At 45.1% G+C, this 19,952-nt stretch carries 13 protein-coding genes, 1 tRNA gene, 3 rRNA genes and 1 pseudogene; 10 read left to right on the plus strand and 8 right to left on the minus strand.

The genetic code is table 11. The features are described from left to right. Positions 1–59: 59 nt before the first annotated feature. Both DACSA_RS04515 and cobA read left to right on the plus strand, forming a co-directional pair. Positions 60–2,156: a hypothetical protein gene (locus DACSA_RS04515; protein ID WP_015228627.1), complete on the plus strand. Its 2,097-nt coding sequence runs from the start codon at positions 60–62 to the stop codon at positions 2,154–2,156. A 357-nt stretch (positions 2,157–2,513) separates the two neighbouring features. Further along, positions 2,514–3,227: a uroporphyrinogen-III C-methyltransferase gene (gene cobA, locus DACSA_RS04520; protein ID WP_015228628.1), complete on the plus strand. Its 714-nt coding sequence runs from the start codon at positions 2,514–2,516 to the stop codon at positions 3,225–3,227. Positions 3,228–3,533: 306 nt separating this feature from the next. Here cobA and surE read toward each other — a convergent pair whose 3' ends face one another. Further along, on the minus strand, positions 3,534–4,205 hold the full coding sequence (gene surE, locus DACSA_RS04525) for a 5'/3'-nucleotidase SurE (RefSeq protein WP_015228629.1): 672 nt from the start codon (positions 4,203–4,205) through the stop codon (positions 3,534–3,536). A 41-nt stretch (positions 4,206–4,246) separates the two neighbouring features. Here surE and DACSA_RS04530 point away from each other — a divergent pair, with 41 nt between their 5' ends. Then, positions 4,247–4,999 (plus strand): SIMPL domain-containing protein, encoded by a 753-nt coding sequence (locus DACSA_RS04530; protein ID WP_015228630.1) that lies wholly within the window; start codon positions 4,247–4,249, stop codon positions 4,997–4,999. A gap of 1 nt (position 5,000) precedes the next feature. Here the strand turns inward: DACSA_RS04530 and DACSA_RS04535 are convergent. The 3 genes from DACSA_RS04535 to nadC all read right to left on the minus strand — a co-directional run bounded on the left by DACSA_RS04535 (position 5,001) and on the right by nadC (position 8,464). Next, positions 5,001–5,074: transfer RNA gene (locus DACSA_RS04535), tRNA-Arg, on the minus strand. 203 nt (positions 5,075–5,277) lie between these two features. Next, positions 5,278–7,566 carry a phosphoribosylformylglycinamidine synthase subunit PurL gene (gene purL / locus DACSA_RS04540; protein WP_015228631.1) on the minus strand — a complete coding sequence of 763 codons (2,289 nt, stop codon included), beginning with the start codon at positions 7,564–7,566 and terminating at the stop codon, positions 5,278–5,280. Between the two features lie 46 nt (positions 7,567–7,612). Beyond that, the gene (gene nadC / locus DACSA_RS04545) at positions 7,613–8,464 is read right to left on the minus strand and encodes a carboxylating nicotinate-nucleotide diphosphorylase (RefSeq protein WP_015228632.1); all 852 of its coding nucleotides are present in this window, start codon (positions 8,462–8,464) and stop codon (positions 7,613–7,615) included. 295 nt (positions 8,465–8,759) lie between these two features. Between nadC and DACSA_RS04550 the strand changes: the two genes are divergently transcribed. The 3 genes from DACSA_RS04550 to rrf all read left to right on the plus strand — a co-directional run bounded on the left by DACSA_RS04550 (position 8,760) and on the right by rrf (position 13,464). After that, positions 8,760–10,248, plus strand: a 16S ribosomal RNA gene (locus DACSA_RS04550). Between the two features lie 227 nt (positions 10,249–10,475). Then, a 23S ribosomal RNA gene (locus tag DACSA_RS04555) occupies positions 10,476–13,291 on the plus strand. Positions 13,292–13,347: 56 nt separating this feature from the next. Next, positions 13,348–13,464, plus strand: a 5S ribosomal RNA gene (gene rrf, locus DACSA_RS04560). The 16S, 23S and 5S rRNA genes sit together here, the layout of an rRNA operon. Positions 13,465–13,574: 110 nt before the next feature. On the opposite strand, the gene DACSA_RS04565 is transcribed toward rrf, so the two are convergent. Next, positions 13,575–13,865: a hypothetical protein gene (locus tag DACSA_RS04565; RefSeq protein WP_156800650.1), complete on the minus strand. Its 291-nt coding sequence runs from the start codon at positions 13,863–13,865 to the stop codon at positions 13,575–13,577. A gap of 163 nt (positions 13,866–14,028) precedes the next feature. Next, a complete protein-coding gene (locus tag DACSA_RS22445; protein ID WP_269544688.1) occupies positions 14,029–14,160 on the minus strand; it encodes a hypothetical protein in 132 nt (43 codons plus the stop codon). A gap of 189 nt (positions 14,161–14,349) precedes the next feature. Here DACSA_RS22445 and trmL point away from each other — a divergent pair, with 189 nt between their 5' ends. From trmL to DACSA_RS22020, 3 genes and pseudogenes are all read left to right on the plus strand, one after another. Then, a complete protein-coding gene (gene trmL, locus DACSA_RS04570; protein ID WP_015228633.1) occupies positions 14,350–14,820 on the plus strand; it encodes a tRNA (uridine(34)/cytosine(34)/5-carboxymethylaminomethyluridine(34)-2'-O)-methyltransferase TrmL in 471 nt (156 codons plus the stop codon). Positions 14,821–15,914: 1,094 nt separating this feature from the next. Beyond that, positions 15,915–16,376 (plus strand): annotated as a pseudogene (locus DACSA_RS23000) (M23 family metallopeptidase); the annotation flags it as partial. Between the two features lie 95 nt (positions 16,377–16,471). After that, a complete protein-coding gene (locus tag DACSA_RS22020) occupies positions 16,472–16,858 on the plus strand; it encodes a hypothetical protein (protein WP_232225205.1) in 387 nt (128 codons plus the stop codon). A 451-nt stretch (positions 16,859–17,309) separates the two neighbouring features. Here DACSA_RS22020 and hemF read toward each other — a convergent pair whose 3' ends face one another. Continuing rightward, complete coding sequence (gene hemF / locus DACSA_RS04585) at positions 17,310–18,341, minus strand: oxygen-dependent coproporphyrinogen oxidase (protein WP_015228637.1); 1,032 nt, start codon at positions 18,339–18,341, stop codon at positions 17,310–17,312. Between the two features lie 157 nt (positions 18,342–18,498). Here hemF and DACSA_RS04590 point away from each other — a divergent pair, with 157 nt between their 5' ends. Next, complete coding sequence (locus tag DACSA_RS04590) at positions 18,499–18,984, plus strand: SRPBCC family protein (protein ID WP_015228638.1); 486 nt, start codon at positions 18,499–18,501, stop codon at positions 18,982–18,984. Here DACSA_RS04590 and DACSA_RS04595 read toward each other — a convergent pair. Then, complete coding sequence (locus DACSA_RS04595) at positions 18,981–19,910, minus strand: NAD(+) kinase (protein ID WP_015228639.1); 930 nt, start codon at positions 19,908–19,910, stop codon at positions 18,981–18,983. The genes DACSA_RS04590 and DACSA_RS04595 overlap by 4 nt on opposite strands. Between the last annotated feature and the right edge of the window lie 42 nt (positions 19,911–19,952).

Consider the following 19,952-nt stretch of genomic DNA (forward strand, 5'->3'; position numbering starts at 1 on the left):
ACCATCACAAACTCCCCGACGGTAACTGATAAGTTATAAAAGAGAGCAAATAATTAACTATGACTGATACACCGTTTATTAAATACTCGATTCTAGTGGGAAAATACTTGTTGGATCAAGATTCCCTGAAGGACACCACCCCGATTAAATATCTCTTAGATTTTATCAAAAAAGATATTCTCGTTGCTTATGCTACCGAAAAGCTAGAGATTAAAAAGCTCCCGAAAAAGACGAAAAAAGAGGAAGTAGTTTCTCTGGTGGCTGAGTCAGCAACTCATCCACAATTATTAGAGATTTTCCAAGATAATGCTGTTTTTTTTGGATTACATCCGATTCAGTTAGAAGAAATTTTAGGATGTTCTAAAACTGAGCGCAAACGATGGACAGAAGAGGATCGTTTACCGATTTTGCACTATGAAGAATTTAAGTATGGGAAATATCCTGTTTATGATTTTCTGAAAACGATCGCACGGCTGGATCAAGTTTCAATGTGGCGAGAAGAACATGAAAATAAGAAGGCTCAACGCCGAAAACAAGTCGCCCAAACTGCGAAAGAAACACGCCAAAAACGGGCGCAGGAGCGACAAGAAAAATTAAATTACTTACAGACTGCTAAACAACGTTGGGGTGAATTTTCGGAAGTCTTTGAATTAGCTTATTGGGCGGTTATTGCTCATCAATTGTCGGATTTTTATCGAGAAAAAATAAGACGAGCGAAGAGTAAAGGGGAGGAATATTCCAGAATTGCAGAGGAATTAGACAACTTGAAAGCCAGCGCGATCGAAGTGATTTCTAAGTCGCAATTAACGACACTGAATTTTAGTTTTAATTGTGATTATCCTCCTGATGTAGTTTGGAGTCAATCGGGTTGGATGCCTTATTTTGAAGCTAAAAAAGGAAAGCATGACTTAACAGGATTTTATATTTGTGAGTTAAATTTATCGACAATTTCTGAACGAGCTTTATTTATTATTTCTAGTGGAGAGCGCGAGCGTTATGATTTTCCAGACTGTGAAGATTTAGTTGTGAAAGAAATGGAGGATATTCAATCGGATTGTATTTTCTGGCGTGAAGAAACAGCAATTACAGAAGGAGACTTATTTACACCGAAACAAGTTAAACAAGCCATTAATCGCAGCTTAAATCATCAAACTATAGAAGAAATACGAGAGAATGGAAATAAGAAGTTTTTAGAATTATCTCACGCCGCGAAGCTCGATCGAGCAGAAATTTTAGAAGAACAACGCCAGAATGCTTTCTTATTTCGTGAACAATTTAAGCAAAAATTGCAATCGAGAAAAACCACATGGCTGAGACATTCTCCTCAAAACTTTACTTACTTTGAATTAGCAGAATTAACGCGCTGGGTTTCACGAGCCGCCAAAAGTTTACAACAACATGATTTATCACAACTTGCCGATAAATTTTATCACTTAAAAAACCGCGCGATCGGCATTTTAAACACTTGTCCTCTCGCCAAATTAAACTTTTATCGTCCTGAATCTCCCGATTATGGTTATTATGACTATTATCGTGATCAATTCATAGCAGAAATCAAAGACTATTATTCCTTATTTTCCACAGAGATTATTGTTCCGAATTCCAGTGATCCTGATGATTGTTTCCAGTTTCATACTCCCTACCCAATGGGAAAAAATCTCTTCCCTTCAATTGGAGAATTAGAACAAGTAAATCATCTTGAACAAGAAGGAAGATTTCGTTTTGGTCATCCTCTTACTGAATTAGAACTTTTAATATTTAATCCTCAACAAATTGAAGACCAGATATTAGAATTAATCCAACAATTTGATGCTAAAGAAATTGATGAGCGTCGTCAGCAAAGATTTCGTGAAATTGCCGAAGCAACTCGCCAAAAGCGTCAACGAATTAAAGAATTGGAAGCAATGGAAATCTTTTTAATTGAAAACGAAGAAGAAGCATCGATCGCGTATTTTTACCAAATTACTAAAGAATTAGGTTTAAGTAAATCGAAAGCCATAAGCTGGATCAGAAAACAACTGAAATCGATCGCAACCTGTTCAGAAACCTTAAAAAACTATCCCGAATTTTCTGCCAAATATTTTCACCAGGCTTGTAAAAGAAAATGGAGTAACAACGCTCTAAAAAGTAAGATTAAGAAAATAGAGCGATCGTAGTAGATCGTAGGTTGGGTGAAGCGAAAGCGTAACCCAACACCAAAAGATCGTAGGTTCGGTGAAACGAAAGCGTAACCCAACACCAGATCGTAGGTTGGGTGAAGCGAAAGCGTAACCCAACACCACATCGTAGAAAGCGTAACCCAACACCAAAAGTAACCCAACACCAAAAGTAACCCAACAAACTCTTTTTAAAAAAGATGGCGAAAATATGATGTAAACTGACCTTTTGAAAGTGATACCATTTTCAAAAAGTGGTGTTACAGTTTATCCCCCCTAACCCCCCTTTGAAAGGGGGGAATAATAAGTTGGTATGTAGCGCCAATTATTCACGCATGGTATGATTTTAAAATCTCTATGAAAGTTTATCTTATCGGCGCTGGTTTAGGAAATAGCCAATATCTCACGCAACAAGCAAAAGACTTATTAAATGAAGCTAACATTTTAATTTATGACGCTTTAGTTGATGAGAGCATTTTAAATCTAGTTCCGACAAAATGCCGACAAATTTATGTGGGAAAACGAGGGGGAGAACCCAGTACACCGCAAACCGAAATCAATCGCCTCCTTGTTCATTATGCACAAAAAAATCAAACAGTTATTCGCCTAAAAAACGGTGATCCGTTTATCTTTGGTCGCGCTAGAGAAGAAATAGAAGCCTTAAAAAAAGCAAATTGTAAAGTCGAGATTATCCCAGGCTTATCTTCAGCAATTACCGCGCCATTACTAGCAGGGATTCCTTTAACAGATAAACTTTTAAGTCGTAGTTTTAGCGTCATTACCGCACACGAACCTGATCAATTAGACTGGAACGCATTAGCAAGAATTGACACAATTGTTATTTTAATGGGAGGACGTAACTTAAACCTTATTGTTAAAAAATTAACGAGAGAAGGAAAACCATTATCTTGTCCAATTGCGATTATAAAATCAGCAGGAACAGAAGAACAAAAAGTTTGGGTAAGCACATTAGAAACAATTGTTGAAACCACCCAAAATATGAAACTTTCTCCCAGTATTATGGTAATCGGAGAAGTCGTAAATCTCAGAATGGTATCAAATCTGAATTGATCGTAGGGTTTGCCTTGCCCACCTACTTATTGTTAAAAAATTAACGACAGAAGGAAAACCATTATCTTGTCCAATTGCGATTATAAAATCAGCAGGAACAGAAGAACAAAAAGTTTGGGTAAGCACATTAGAAAAAATCGTTGAAACCACCCAAAATATGAAACTTTCTGCCAGCGTTATGGTAATCGGAGAAGTCGTAAATCTCAGAATGGTATAAAATCCAAATTGACGGTAAGGTGGGCAAGGCAAACCCTACTTTTGAAAGGGGGGAAAATGGAGGAAACGTAAACCAATATCAATATCTCATCATAAACTTAATTGTGAAACTGCAATATTTCCAGAAAAACAAACATCAACATCAGTTCCTTTTGTGCGCTGTCTTTTTCCATATTCTCCTTGATAGTGATAACGTTCTCCATCAAAAAAATAATCCACTGGTAAAGGTTGTGTTCCTCCCTCACAAAAAACAATCTCAGGTTCATCAGTCTCTGATTCTAAATGGGGTAGATTAACATTCCAATAACAACCAGAAGGTAAAGAAATTGAAAATAAGGTTTCTAAAACTTTAGTCGTCCAACGCGATGCAATTGTCCAATCTATCTCTAAAGGATACTTACGCCAATGGGAAATTGCAATTCCTTTTCTCCCTAATAAAACCGCCTCTCGTACCGCAGCAACTGTTCCAGAAATATAAACATCAGCGCCTAAATTACCGCCAGCATTAATCCCAGAAATCACCCATTCCGTATCAGGAAATAGTTGAGTAATTGCTAATCTGACACAATCGGCGGGTGTGCCATCTACACTATAAATTTTTGAAGAATGTTGTTGCAACTTTAAGCCCCGTTTCGTCGTCACCTGATGACCACAACCAGAAAGTTCTGTTTCTGGGGCGATAATAACACCTTGGTCTTCAATTGCAGCTTGTAACGCTTTAATTCCCTGGGCTTTAAATCCGTCGTCGTTGGTTAAAATCATGTTGTTAGTTTTGATAATTATTAGGAGGGAAAAGAATTAAAATGAATCGCTTCTTTCAAAAAAATTTATGGCAAGGGATCAGTTTAGTTGTCCTCAGTAGTTTAATTTTACTGTTAGGATGGAACGGGTTTGATCGCAGTTCTACCGCTTTCGCTCAAGATTCATCAGCGCCAACTTTGACCGTTACAGGTAAAGGAAGTGAATCGATCGAAACGACTTTAACAGAAGTTCGACTGGGTGTCGAAGTTGAGGGAAAAACTGCTAGGGAAGTCCAAGAAGAATCTGCTCAACGTTCCACCGCCGTGGTAGAATTACTTCGATCGCGCGACGTTCAAAATCTAGAAACCACTGGCATCCGTTTACAACCGCAATACGATTATAATGACGGAACAAGAAGATTAAAAGGGTATCAAGCAATCAATTTAGTCACTTTTCGAGTGATCACAGAAGAAATCGGAAACTTACTAGATGCAGCCGTCAACGTCGGTGCAACTCGCATTGATTCTGTGACCTTTACCGCCACTGACAGCGCGATCGAACAGGCACAAAAACAGGCGCTGCGGACAGCAACTCGCAACGCTAAAGCCCAAGCTGATGCGGTTTTAGAAACTCTCAACCTTCGTTCCCAATCTGTGATCAATATCCAAATTGATGGCGCAAACGCCCCTGTTTCCCCACGTTCGCAGTCACTTCGGACAAGAGGAGATATGGCAGCCAGTAGCGCACCAAGTTCCCCTGTTGTCGGCGGTGAACAAGAAATTGAAGCTCAAGTCACCCTTCAAATCCGATATTAAACAGGGTTGGCCAGGCTCGAACTGGCGACCTAGCGCTTAGGAGGCGCTCGCTCTATCCTACTGAGCTACAACCCTACGCCCAATGGCACGACTATAATAGCAAGTCTGATGGGAATTTGGCTGTTTTTTAGAAAACCCTGTCCTATGATGTTCTGACGTTTGCGAAGCATCTATAATTTGGTGTTGGGTTTCGCTACCCTCCACCCAACCTACGTTTGATCATTCACTTTTATAATTTGGTGTTGGGTTTCGCTACTCTCCACCCAACCTACGTTTGATCATTCACTTTTTAACTGTCGTGCGATCGCGTTTTCTGTCTCCTCTTGCATTGCTTCTAAACTCACCACCAAACAAGGATTAATCTTCAAATCTGAACCCGTTACCACACCCAACTGTTGCCAATTCTCTCCCAAATACTCTTTTAAAAACCCTTCCCATTGTTCTTGTTTTTCAGGAGAAATCGAAACCACAATCCGACTCGCCCCCTCTCCAAACAAACATTGATCCCAACGCTGATTGTCTCCCAGAGAAAGCGTCACCTCAACGCCCAAATTTCCCCCTAAACAACATTCCGCCAACGCCACAGCAATTCCCCCTTCCGCACAATCATGGGCAGAATTGATCCAGCCTTCTTTAATTCCCTCTCGACACACCCATTGCACCTGTTTTTCTAACGCAAAATCCAGATGAGGCGGTTTTCCTGCTACCGTCTGATGAACCGTCGCTAAATACTCCGATCCCCCGAAAGTAACTGTATTGTTCCCTAAAAGATAAACGCGATCGCCCTGATTGCGCCAACCTTGTCCACAAACCCGACGCACATCCTCCACAACTCCCACCATGCCAATAACAGGAGTCGGATAAATCGGTTGAGGATTCCCCTGTTGATCAAAGGTTTCGTTGTAGAGAGAGACATTTCCTCCTGTTACAGGGGTTTCTAACTCCCGACAAGCCGTCGCAATCCCTTCGCAGGCTTTTGCCAGTTGCCAATATCCCACCGCTTTCTCAGGGCTGCCAAAATTCAAATTATCTGTGAGCGCGATCGGTTCTGCTCCCACACAGCTTAAGTTTCTCGCCGCCTCAGCCACTGCCAATTTTGCCCCTTCATAAGGATCAAGATACACATAACGCCCATTACAATCTGTGGTCGCAGCCACTCCCTTATAAGTTTCTACCGATTCAGTTTGAGGGCGAACCCGAATCACTGCCGCATCTCCACCCCCTGGCAGTAAAACTGTATTATTTTGGACTTGATGATCATATTGGCGATAAACCCACGCTTTAGAAGCCAAAGAAGGAGTCGCCAACAATTGTAAGAGAATCTCTTGCCATGCTCGATCGCTGATTCCTTTTTCATCACAATCAGGAAGTGACTTTACATTCCATTCCCAGGCAGTTTGAGCATATTCTGGCGGTTGCGATAAAATTTCCCGTTCATAGAGAGGGGTATTTTCTGCCAAAGCCGCCGCAGGAATTTCCGCCGCCACATTTCCCTCGTGTAAAATGCGAACGATCGGTTCTGTAATCACCTTTCCCGCAACCACTGCGTGTAACTCCCACTTGTGGAAAATATCAATTAACTCCTGTTCTCGTCCCTTTTCTGCCACAAATAACATCCGTTCTTGAGATTCCGACAGCAGATATTCATAAGCGGTCATTCCCGTTTCACGGTGAGGGATTTTGTCTAAATCCAGTTCAATGCCAACTCCCCCTTTTTCCGCCATTTCTGCTGTTGAACAGGTTAAACCCGCTGCTCCCATATCTTGCGCTGCGACTACCGCACCCGTTTTAAACGCTTCTAAACAGGCTTCGATCAAAGATTTTTCTAGAAACGGATCACCCACTTGTACTGCGGGGCGATCGTCATCAGAATCCTCATTTAATTCCGCACTGGCAAAACTTGCTCCTCCCATCCCATCACGTCCAGTGGTCGAACCCACATAAAGAACAGGGTTTCCGATACCAGATGCTCCCGCTTTGACGATTTCTGGGGTTTCCATTAAGCCCAGCGCCATGGCATTAACCAGGGGATTTCCCCCATAAGCAGAATCAAAATAGACTTCTCCGCCTACTGTTGGCACACCAACGCTATTCCCATAATGAGAGATGCCTTCCACCACTCCTGTAAAAATGCGACGGGTGCGAGGGTAATCTAATGTTCCAAATCGTAGTGAGTTAAGAATGGCGATCGGTCGCGCTCCCATAGTGAAAATATCTCTGAGAATCCCACCCACCCCAGTGGCAGCTCCTTGAAACGGCTCAATTGCCGAAGGATGGTTATGGGATTCAATCTTAAAAGCGAGATGTAATCCATCTCCTAAATCAATTACGCCAGCATTTTCTCCAGGTCCCACTAAAACTCGATCGCCGCTGGTGGGGAATTGTTTGAGTAAAGGACGAGAATTTTTATAACAACAATGTTCCGACCACATCACCCCGAACATCCCTAACTCGGCTTTATTCGGATGTCTATTCAGTCTTTTGACGATTTCTTCGTATTCGTTGGGTTTAATGCTTTCTTGGGCGATTTCTTCTGGAGAAAAGGGTGCAGAGTTAAGCTCAGTCATGCTATTGATTAGGTTCTCATAACAAGATTGATTCTAACAGGAATTTTTACAACAGTTTCATACTTAAATCGAGCCAAGTTGCTTGGGTGATTGGTGCGCTGGTGGAAATGTAATCCACTCCTGTTTCTGCGACCTGTCGAATCGTGTTGAGGTTGACGTTTCCTGATGCTTCTATTTTGATCGGTTTACCACTGTTTCTGATTTGAGTAACCATCTGTTTCATCAGGGGTAAAGGCATATTATCCAACATGATGATATTGACATCGGTGGTGAGCGCTTCTTCTACTTCTGCTTCAGTCGTCGTTTCTACCTCGATGGTTAAAGGATAAGGGAGATTTGAACGAACCCGCTCGATCGCATTTTTGACACCTCCCGCCACCCGAATATGATTCTCTTTAATCATCGCCGCATCGTCTAAACCAAAGCGATGGTTAACTGCGCCTCCGAGTTGGGTTGCATACTTTTCTAATAGTCTTAAACCTGGTGTTGTTTTGCGAGTATCTACCAATTGTGCGGGGAAATCAGCAATTTTTTCCGCATAGCATTGAGTTAAAGTGGCGATTCCACTCAAGCGCATGACGAGATTAAGAGCCACTCGCTCCCCACTTAAAAGGGTATGGGGTGCGCCGCTCAAACGTAAAATTTCCTGCTTTTCTTGGCAAAAACTCCCTTCCTTCACCTGTGGAGAGCAATCAGTTTCTCCCAGAAGACTGAAGATTTGTTCCGCAAACGGTAAGCCAGCAATGATCCCTGTTTGTTTAGCCATCCAGATCGCTTCTTGTTGCGGGTGATTTTCCTTGATAATTGCTCCCGTCGCTCGATCGCCCCGACCTAAATCCTCACGTAACCATTCACGAAATAAAGACTCAACCAGAATCTTTGGTGGTAAAGCAATCATAAAACTCATCCTGTTATTCTCCCTGCTAATTTTAACCGTAAACCTGAAACCCTTACCCAGCAAGGAACAGAAAAAAACTCAGAAAAAACTTGAAAAAAGGGTTGACACTTCTTGAAATAACCCCTATATTAGTGAATGCGCTCGAAACGGAGGCGGTCACGCCCACCGAAACCGAGCCACCTGAACCTAGACAAATTCATAAGTTGGAAAAGCCTAAGTTAACGGTAAAACGTTAACGCTTCCACGTCAAATTTATTAAAACGGAAACGTAGAAACAAACGAGCCGCAGGTTCTCAACATGGAGAGTTTGATCCTGGCTCAGGATGAACGCTGGCGGCGTGCTTAACACATGCAAGTCGAACGAAGTCTTCGGACTTAGTGGCGGACGGGTGAGTAACGCGTGAGAATCTACCTTCTAGATGGGGACAACCGTTGGAAACGACGGCTAATCCCCAATACGCCGAAAGGTGAAATGGTTTTCCGCTAGAAGAGGAGCTCGCGTCCGATTAGTTAGTTGGTGGGGTAAAAGCCTACCAAAGCGTCGATCGGTAGCTGGTCTGAGAGGATGAGCAGCCACACTGGGACTGAGACACGGCCCAGACTCCTACGGGAGGCAGCAGTGGGGAATTTTCCGCAATGGGCGAAAGCCTGACGGAGCAACGCCGCGTGTGGGAAGAAGGCTCTTGGGCTGTCAACCACTTTTCTCAGGGAAGAATGACTGACGGTACCTGAGGAATCAGCCTCGGCTAACTCCGTGCCAGCAGCCGCGGTAATACGGAGGAGGCAAGCGTTATCCGGAATTATTGGGCGTAAAGCGTCCGCAGGGGGCGCATCAAGTCTGCTGTCAAAGGTCGGAGCTTAACTCCGGTGTGGCAGTGGAAACGGGTGCGCTAGAGGGCGACAGGGGTAGAGGGAATTCCCAGTGTAGCGGTGAAATGCGTAGAGATTGGGAAGAACACCGGTGGCGAAAGCGCTCTACTGGGTCGCACCTGACCCTCAGGGACGAAAGCTAAGGTAGCGAAAGGGATTAGATACCCCTGTAGTCTTAGCCGTAAACGATGGATACTAGGCGTGGTTTGTATCGACCCAAGCCGTGCCGAAGCTAACGCGTTAAGTATCCCGCCTGGGGAGTACGCACGCAAGTGTGAAACTCAAAGGAATTGACGGGGGCCCGCACAAGCGGTGGAGGATGTGGTTTAATTCGATGCAACGCGAAGAACCTTACCAGGGCTTGACATCCCGCGGATCCCCATGAAAGTGGGGAGTGCCTTCGGGAACGCGGAGACAGGTGGTGCATGGCTGTCGTCAGCTCGTGTCGTGAGATGTTGGGTTAAGTCCCGCAACGAGCGCAACCCTCGTCCTTAGTTGCCAGCATTAGGTTGGGAACTCTAGGGAGACTGCCGGTGACAAACCGGAGGAAGGTGAGGATGACGTCAAGTCAGCATGCCCCTTATGCTCTGGGCGACACACGTCCTACAATGGTCGGGACAAAGGGAAGCGAACTCGCAAGAGCCAGCAAATCCCATCAAACTCGGCCTCAGTTCAGATAGCAGGCTGCAACTCGCCTGCTTGAAGGAGGAATCGCTAGTAATCGCCGGTCAGAATACGGCGGTGAATTCGTTCCCGGGCCTTGTACACACCGCCCGTCACACCATGGAAGCTGGCCAAGCCCGAAGTCGTTACCCTAACCCGTGTGGAGGGGGGCGCCGAAGGCTGGGCTAGTGACTGGGGTGAAGTCGTAACAAGGTAGCCGTACCGGAAGGTGTGGCTGGATCACCTCCTTAAAAGGAGACCCAAGGTAGGGGAAACTCTGAAAAAGAAGTAAGAGAGACCCTTCAACTCCGAGGTCGGTCGTGGTAGAAATCAGTAGGCTTTTCCAACCGGGTTTGGGGAATTTACCTCCATACAAGGATTCAGCACCGTTAGGATAGCTAACGACTGCTGGACACTTGTCCAGACCAGAACCTTGAAAACTGCATAATCACCAAGAAAGTTAAGGAAACTTAACCGAGGTCAAGCGAAAAAGAGCTAACGGTAAAGCCCTAGGCACATCGAGGCGAAGAAGGACGTGGTAACCGACGAAACGTTGCGGGGAGCTGGAAACAAGCCTAGAGCCGCAAGTCTCCGAATGGGGCAACCCCAAGAACGGTCTGCTGAATCTATAGGCAGAAACGAGCCAACGCGGCGAACTGAAACATCTTAGTAACCGTAGGAAAAGAAAACAAGAGTGATTCCCCTAGTAGCGGCGAGCGAACGGGGAGCAGCCTAAACCTCCCACTGCGGTGAGAGGGGTCGTGGGACAGCAATGGTCAGACGGAGACTCTTAAACGAAGCAACTGAAAACTGCACCAGAGAGGGTAAAAGTCCCGTAGTTGAAAAGGAAAACCGCTGCGCTGAATCCCGAGTAGTTCGGAACACGAGAAATTCCGAGTGAATCAGCCAGGACCACCTGGTAAGGCTAAATACTCCGATGTGACCGATAGCGAACCAGTACCGCGAGGGAAAGGTGAAAAGAACCCCGGCGAGGGGAGTGAAAAAGAACGTGAAACCGTTAGCTTACAAGCAGTGGGAGGACGATGAAACGTCTGACCGCGTGCCTGTTGAAGAATGAGCCGGCGAGTAATTAGTCGTGGCCGGTTAAGCTCACGAAGAGCGAAGCCCAAGGGAAACCGAGTCTGAAAAGGGCGTAAGTCACGGGTAATTGACCCGAACCCGGGTGAACTAACCATGACCAGGAGGAAGCTTGGGTAGTACCAAGTGGAAGTCCGAACCGACCAACGTTGAAAAGTTGGCGGATGAGTTGTGGTTAGCGGTGAAATGCCAATCGAACTCGGAGCTATCTGGTTCTCCCCGAAATGCGTTTAGGCGCAGCAGCGAAGAAAAAGCAGTGGGGGTAAAGCACTGTTTCGCTACGGGCTGCGAAAGCGGTACCAAAGCGAGACAAACTCAGAATACCATTGTGAAAATCGTGAGTGAGACGGTGGGGGATAAGCTTCATCGTCAAGAGGGAAACAGCCCAGACCACCAGCTAAGGTCCCGAAATGATGGCTAAGTGAAAAAGGAGGTAGGAACGCCAAGACAACCAGGAGGTTTGCCTAGAAGCAGCCACCCTTAAAAGAGTGCGTAATAGCTCACTGGTCAAGCGTTCCCGCGCCGAAAATGAACGGGGCTAAGTCATCTACCGAAGCTGTGGACAGGATAACTGTGGTAGGGGAGCGTTCTATCAAGGGAGAAGCACTAGCGGCAAGCAGGTGTGGACGAGATAGAAGTGAGAATGTCGGCTTGAGTAGCGAAAACTTTGGTAAGAATCCAAAGCCCCGAAACCCTAAGGGTTCCTCCGGAAGGCTCGTCCGCGGAGGGTTAGTCGGGACCTAAGGCGAGACCGAAAGGTGTAGTCGATGGACATCGGGTGAATAATCCCGAACGACTGAGTGGGAGCAACACCGGGACGCATGAAAATAGGTGATACCCTGAATGGATTGGGAGGAAGTTACGACTTCCGCATCACTGAAGTTAGTGCCAAGAAAAGCGGTAGTTGTGAAGAAAGCCAGTCCCCGTACCCGAAACTGACACAGGTAGGGAGGTAGAGCATACCAAGGGGCGCGAGAAAACTCTCTCTAAGGAACTCGGCAAAATCACCCCGTAACTTCGGGAGAAGGGGTACCAGCGAGAGCTGGTCGCAGTGACCAGGCCCAGGCGACTGTTTACCAAAAACACAGGTCTCTGCCAACTCGAAAGAGGAAGTATAGGGGCTGACGCCTGCCCAGTGCTGGAAGGTTAAGGAAGTCGGTTAGCTTCGGCAAAGCTGGCAACCGAAGCCCCAGTGAACGGCGGCCGTAACTATAACGGTCCTAAGGTAGCGAAATTCCTTGTCGGGTAAGTTCCGACCCGCACGAAAGGCGTAACGATCTGGGCGCTGTCTCGGAGAGAGGCTCGGCGAAATAGGAAAGTCTGTGAAGATACGGACTACCGACACCAGGACAGAAAGACCCTATGAAGCTTTACTGTAACCTGAAGTGGGGTTCGGGCTGAGCTTGCGCAGGATAGGTGGGAGGCGAAGAAAGTTTCCTCGTGGGGAAACTGGAGCCATCGGTGAGATACCACTCTGGTTCAGCTAGAATTCTAACCTTCACCCGTAAGCCGGGGAAGGGACAGCTGCAGGCGGGCAGTTTGACTGGGGCGGTCGCCTCCAAAAAGGTAACGGAGGCGCGCCAAGGTTCCCTCAGGCTGGTTGGAAATCAGCCGCAGAGTGCAAAGGCAGAAGGGAGCTTGACTGCGAGACCGACAAGTCGAGCAGGGACGAAAGTCGGCCTTAGTGATCCGACGGCGCTGCGTGGAAAGGCCGTCGCTCAACGGATAAAAGTTACTCTAGGGATAACAGGCTGATCTCCCCCAAGAGTTCACATCGACGGGGAGGTTTGGCACCTCGATGTCGGCTCATCGCAACCTGGGGCTGAAGTCGGTCCCAAGGGTTGGGCTGTTCGCCCATTAAAGCGGTACGCGAGCTGGGTTCAGAACGTCGTGAGACAGTTCGGTCCATATCCGGTGTCGGCGTTAGAGCATTGAGAGGAGCCTTCCTTAGTACGAGAGGACCGGGAAGGACGCACCGCTGGTGTACCTGTTATCGTGCCAACGGTAAACGCAGGGTAGCCAAGTGCGGAGCGGATAACCGCTGAAAGCATCTAAGTGGGAAGCCCACCTCAAGATGAGTGCTCTCATTCTGTCAAGGAAGTAAGGTCACAGGAAGAACACCTGTTTATCGGTGCTCGGTGGTAGTCTGGTAACAGATGAAGCCAAGGCATACGAACCGACCGAGGGCTTGATCTTGATTCTTGGTGATGTGCAGTCTTCAAGGTTCTGCTTCCGACAGAATCACAGCCTTTCCTGGTGCTGAAGGCGCGGTGGAACCACTCCGATCCATCCCGAACTCGGGTGTGAAACGCTGCAGCGGCGAAGATACTTGACGGGACACTGTCTGGGAAAATAGCTCGGTGCCAGGTTCATTTTTCTCCCACCTCGCGGTGGGTTTTTTATTTTGGAAAGAACAGGAGAGTTATTCTCCCAACGGTGCTTATAGGCGCAAAATAGTAACTTTTTGATGCGCGTAATTTCAGGATGTTTTTTTTAAGTTATGAACGACTCGATCGAGCGGATTATAATTTCTTGATCGTTGAGAGCGAGACTGATTCTTTAGGGAAGCGATTTGCGGTGAATAAGGACTTAAATCATCAATAATTTCTTGGACACTTTGATAACGATCGCGCGCTCTCCATTTCACCATACGACTTAAAACATCAGCAAAAGCATCATCTACATTCACTAAATGTCGCCATAATAACTCACCCGTTTGTGGATCATCCGCGAGACGTTTGGGTGCGATTCCACTTAATCCTTGAATCACGATTCTTCCCAAAGCATAAATATCGCTATTATAAGACGGTTTTCCCCTTGTTGCTCGATCGGCATATAAGCGGGAGTGCCAATGACCACTGTAAACTCAGAATCTTCTTCATTCTCCCCTTGAATCGCTGCTATTTTTTTAACCGACCCAAAATCAATTAAAACTAATTTCTGGTCACTTTACACCAAGGCTGTCCTGGAAAGTCATAATCTTTAGCGAGAAAAGTTTGACCAAACCCTCCCATTCCCAATTCCTTAAAGATATAGTAACGATCGCGCAGCTTCCTTCCCAGCATAATTCACCTTAACCCAATCTCATCTATCCTCACCAACTACTGAGTTTCTTGTTTAAATCACAATTTTCGACTAACTAAAAGTTGTTAAAACCAATGATAGTTATTTGAATTCTCTAGTTGACTGCATCTTAACATTTCTCTGAGCTTTTAATATTGTTACTATCCACAACCGAAAATAGAAATGGAAAAATGCTAAAAATTGTTCTATATGAACCGCAAATTCCACCGAATACTGGAAATATTGCTCGTACCTGTGCGGCCCTAAAAACCGAATTACATTTAGTGGGAAATTTAGGGTTTGAGATTAGTGACCGAGCCGTAAAACGCGCGGGACTCGATTATTGGCCCTATGTCGATTTACACCAACACGCAGACTGGACAGCCTTTAAGAAAATCCAAACTCAACGTGGTGGCCGACTAATCGCTTTTAGTGTGAAAGGAAAATCCTCCCACACCAGTTATCCGTTCCAAAATGGAGACTGGCTCTTATTTGGACAAGAAAACAAGGGATTACCACCAGAAATCATGGCAAATTGTGACGAAATCTTGAGAATTCCCATGATTCACCCTCAAGTTCGCAGTTTAAATTTATCAGTTAGCGTTGCTGTTGGTTTATACGAAGCGAAACGACAACTGGGAGAACTCACTTCAATTTTGTAACCTAAAATCCATCAATTCTTCCCCAAAGTTTCGATCTACAATTCGAGCAACAAAGATTAATTGATTCAAGCAAACGCAAAAGCACCGAAACCGTTTATTATGGGCTTGTGTTGAGAAGAAACAACAGGGCAAAAAAAATAATGATTTAGCCTAATTTCTCGAAAATAATGGATGGAAAGTCTTGCCAATGAAACCATCTCCCATTAAATTACAAACAACTTGCCCAACTGAACAGTTTTAATGAGCAAAAGGAGGTTTTCTTGAACGATTTACTCAACCGTGTTGGATATCTTTCCCGATTTTGGCTCTTTCTCCAGACTCAAGCCGAAAGTAAGTATCCCCTAGCTTTTCTTGAGTCAACTGACCTAAAAAAGCGACCCCAGCCAGAATTGATTAGCATTGCTACTGTCACCCTCCCCTTATTCATCCTCTGTTTTGCCGCCGAACCAGCACAAAGCATGGTGAGAAAAGTCGAACCTGAACCAGAAAATAACCACTTTCTTCTCAACCTAACAAGACAACCGGTGCTTAACCACAACATTAAGCCTGGCGATACACTTTGGGAACTCTCTCAAAAATACCAAACCTCTCCTCAAGAGATTGCTCAAGAGAACGAAATGACTCCCCAACAATTGCTTCAGGTGGGAAAAACTTTAGACATTCCTGTAACCCCAGTTTTTTCTCTCCAAAAACCTGAATCTGAATCCCAAGTTGTTCTCCGCTCACAATTGCCAGTGGGTGGGATTGGCGGAGCGATTTCTTCTGAAGAAAGCCCATTTCAATCTTTTGCTGAGGAAACATTAATCTCTCCCATTCCCCTTGTCATTGCTCAAGAAAAAACGAATGCCAGAGAAAAAAATCCCAGTGCTGGTTCACTGTTACCGATTCAGGAATTTCTTGCTGATGTCAAACAATTAGAAAGAAATTATGAGGGAACATCTCTCAACAGAGACCCTTTACAACAAGATGGGAATCCAGAAAGGGAAAATCAAGGTAAGTTTGTTTCTCCTGTGGAGTCTTCTGCCAATGGTTCATCGGATAATTCCTTAGCCACTGCTCCGATTAAAGTTGAGTTTTATAATCGCTTCTTAAACCCGTCGCTCGGAGAAACAGTCAGTCCGAAATTGCCTCCTTTGTCTTCTCCAGATCAATATCTCCCAAATAGTCCACGAAAATTTAATGGTTATATTTGGCCCGCAGAAGGGGTATTTACTTCTGGATATGGGAGACGTTGGGGACGAATGCACCGAGGTATTGATATCGCCGCTCCCATTGGCACTCCCATTGTGGCAGCCGCACCAGGAGAGGTTCTGTTTGCGGGTTGGAATAATGGGGGATATGGGAATTTAGTGAAGTTAAGGCATCCCGATGGGAGTTTAACTCTTTATGCCCATAATAATAAGGTTCTGGTACGAAAAGGGCAGGAAGTGGATCAAGGACAACAAATTGCAGAAATGGGTAATACGGGGCGTAGCACTGGGCCTCACCTCCATTTTGAAATTCATCCTTCAGGGAAAGGCGCAGTTAATCCGTTAGCCTATCTTCCTGAACGCTAATCAGTTGTGATTAATGTTGATTGTTACTTCTAATTGAGCACAGTTAATCCCCCCTAGCCTTTGAAAGGGGGGATTAATGAGTTGGTATGTAGGGTTTGCTGAAAAAGTCGATCGGTCGCTGTAGTAAGGCAAAAGGAGAGATGGGGGAGATGGGGAAGATGGGGGAGATGGGGAAGATGCGGAAGATGGGGGAGATGCGGAAGATGGGGGAGATGGGGAGATGGGAAGAAAAATTGTCTCCCTTGTCTCCCATTTCTCCCTTGTCTCCCATTTCTCCCTTGTCTCCCATTTCTCCCTTGTCTCCCTTGTCTCCCTTGTCTCCCTTGTCTCCCTTGTCTCCCTTGTCTCCCTTGTCTCCCTTGTCTCCCTTGTCTCCCTTGTCTCCCTTGCACTTTTTCAAAGAATATGGTTTTCATTTGTCTTATGTGATTGGTGTTGGGTTTCGCTTCTCTACACCCAACCTACATGGTTGTCATTTATGATTTTGTTTCTGTTTGTCAATTTAGATTAGTTATTCTAATCTTGGTTTTCTAAATAATTAGTATTTTCTATCGATCGGCGCGCTTTACACTTCTTAACTAAAAAATTTTCCTGATCAATATTGACGAGATTGCGCTGTTTCAGGTACGATGATAAAAACAAAAATCCCACGGGATGGTGTGACTTTTTAGAATTTTATACCACTCAAAACCTGATTATTCCGTTGAATTTACAGGAATTTTGTCAAGGGGTTCGAGTTTTATTGACACTAATTTTGGGAGCTATTTTAAAACTTTTGTAACGACGACTTGACAGCAAAGAGGAAATATGTATGTAGCGTTAACCCTCTTTTCATACTCCCATAATAACATCGTTGTCCTGTTGGAGGGAAATCAAATTTCTGATGAATTTTTAGAGACGTACTATGGCACGTCTCTGAATCAGCTACGCTGATTACTGATAATTCACCCAATCTTGAGGTTTTAAGAAAGTGTCGTAGAGTTCCGCTTCTGGGGTGTTTGGTTCAGGATGGTAACAATATTCCCAACGGACAAGGGGAGGAAGAGACATTAAAATCGACTCGATGCGTCCTTGAGTTTGCAACCCGAAAATTGTGCCTCGATCGTACACTAAATTAAACTCCACATAGCGTCCCCGTCGATAGAGTTGGAACTGGCGTTCTCTGTCTCCATACTCAAGGCTACGCCGTTCTTTAGCAATGGGTGTATAGCTCGGTAAAAATGACTTTCCACAGTCTTGAACCAAAGCAAATAAAGACTCCCAACTGCGTGGTTCAACAGAGCCTAACTGACGACTATATTCCCCTGCCTTCCCATCAGGATTCGGTCCGCGATACAGTTCCCCTTGACCATCTTGGTAGTCGAAGAAAATGCCACCAAGGCCGCGATTTTCCTGACGGTGTTTGATATAGAAGTATTCATCACACCAACGCTTAAACACAGGATAATATTCCGAATGATGTCGATCGCAAGCAGTCTTTAAGGTTTGATGGAAATGAACCGCATCTTCAGCAAAAGGATAATAGGGAGTTAAATCAGCGCCACCGCCAAACCACCAAACGGGACCCGCTTCAAAATAGCGATAGTTGAGATGAACCGTTGGTACATAGGGATGACGAGGATGTAACACCATTGAAGTTCCTGTGGCGAAAAACTCATGTCCTTCTGCTTCGGGACGTTGCTTGAGAATGGAAGGGGGAAGTTGTGTGCCAAAGACTTCTGAGAAATTAACGCCTCCTTGTTCAAATAAATCTCCCCCTTTGATGACGCGAGAACGACCGCCACCTCCTTCGTCCCGTTTCCAAGTATCCTCTTGAAAGGTTTGACCACTACCATCGAGGGTTTCTAAACCGCTACAAATTTCATCTTGAAGCGACAGCATAAACTGTCTAACGCGAGACTTAGCATCTTCAGGGGGGGCAAATTGATGTTTAGTGGCGGTAAAATCAGTATCTTTAACACTCATATTGTTCTTAACTTGTTGGACAACTCTTCAATCAGACTGGAAAATCAGCAATAATGGCAATAACTTTTACAAAGTAATCTTGAGTGAGAAACTCAAAACCAATGATTTTTCCTAAAATAGGATACTTGCTTGGGCGTAATGGATCAGGAGATATGTTGTGATTCTTAATTTTTCGTTTAAGTTCATTGCGAGAAAAGAAAAAATTTGCTGTCAGTTTTCCCTGTACAAAACCTATCGGGTGTTAAGCAATGCCTCAGTGGATGCTTTATGGGAAAAGCTGATTAATCTCGGGGATGTTTCATGGAATCCTTTACTTGACCATACTAACGCTCCTCGTGGCTTACGGGCGAAACCTGGTTTAATTTATCAAGCTGTTACCCGACTGACACCGATTCCGATTCGAGTGTTTGTGGAAAAAGTTGATCCAGGGGAGTTACTCAGCTTGCGAGTGTTGGCAATTCCCGGGATTGAAAATCGGGTGACTTATCAGGTGGAATCAACTCTTATTGGGACTTATGTTTCTTGTTCCATTACCTTACGCGGTTGGTTGTCACCGTTTTTGTGGTGGGTAATTCGTCCTTATGCGTCGCGAGTGGTGAGAGAGTTGGCCCAATCTGCGGAGTCAACGGAACAAGTGAGTTAATGGTTGCCGTTGCGGTGTTCGTTGTCATAATGAACCCGAGTTCCAGCCCACCATAATTTCTCGCGCAGGGTTGTATAAAAGGAATGATCTTCCCGTAGAATGATAAATTTCGCTAAATGTTTCGACATACTTACCGAAACTCGTTGTCCGGGCCAAATGGTTGTTCCTAATGCGCCATCCGTCCATAATTTGGTTAAGGGTTCTTGTTCTCCCAGGGGCCAAACGTTCACCACTGAACCTGGAGGAAGCACTAAAGGACGACTGGAGAGACTCAAGGGACAAATGGGAGTGACGACCATGGCTTCCATGCCAGGATGAACAATGGGGCCGTTTGCCGAAGCGGTGTAACAGGTAGAACCGGTGGGAGTGGCGACAAGTAACCCATCTCCTTGAAATTGATCCACGACTTCCCCATCTACTTCCATTTCTAAAATTGAGGTGGGCATTCGATCGATGCTGGCGGGTTTCACCGACATTTCATTCAAACAGAAAAATCGATCGCTCATGGGTTCGGGTTTAATTCTTCCCCCTTCCAACACTTGCGCTTGTAGCATCATCCGCCGTTGAATGGCATACACATCTGATTCTAATCGATCGATCACCGCTTCGGTATCTTGAAATAATTCAAATGGTTCGGTTAAAAATCCTAAATGTCCTCCCACATTCACCGCTAAAATTAACGCCCCTTCTGGGGCTAAATGTCGCGCTGCGGCTAAGGCACTCCCATCTCCTCCTAAGACAAGGGCTAAGTCAATTTGACTACTCACAGAGGACAAAAACACGGGGTAAGGATTATCTTTAACCCCACTCGGTCCCATTAAAACATGAGCGCCGCGCTTTTCCAATGCTCTGGCGTAAGTTTCTGCCCAACTTTTACTTTGAGTGTCACCGGCTTTATAAGCAATGATTATTTGTTTGAGTTCCACTGTTTTGTTATTGGCTAATTGTTATCAGTGTTGGGTTTCGTG

The sequence above is a fragment of the Dactylococcopsis salina PCC 8305 genome, assembly GCF_000317615.1.
GTDB lineage: Bacteria > Cyanobacteriota > Cyanobacteriia > Cyanobacteriales > Rubidibacteraceae > Halothece > Halothece salina.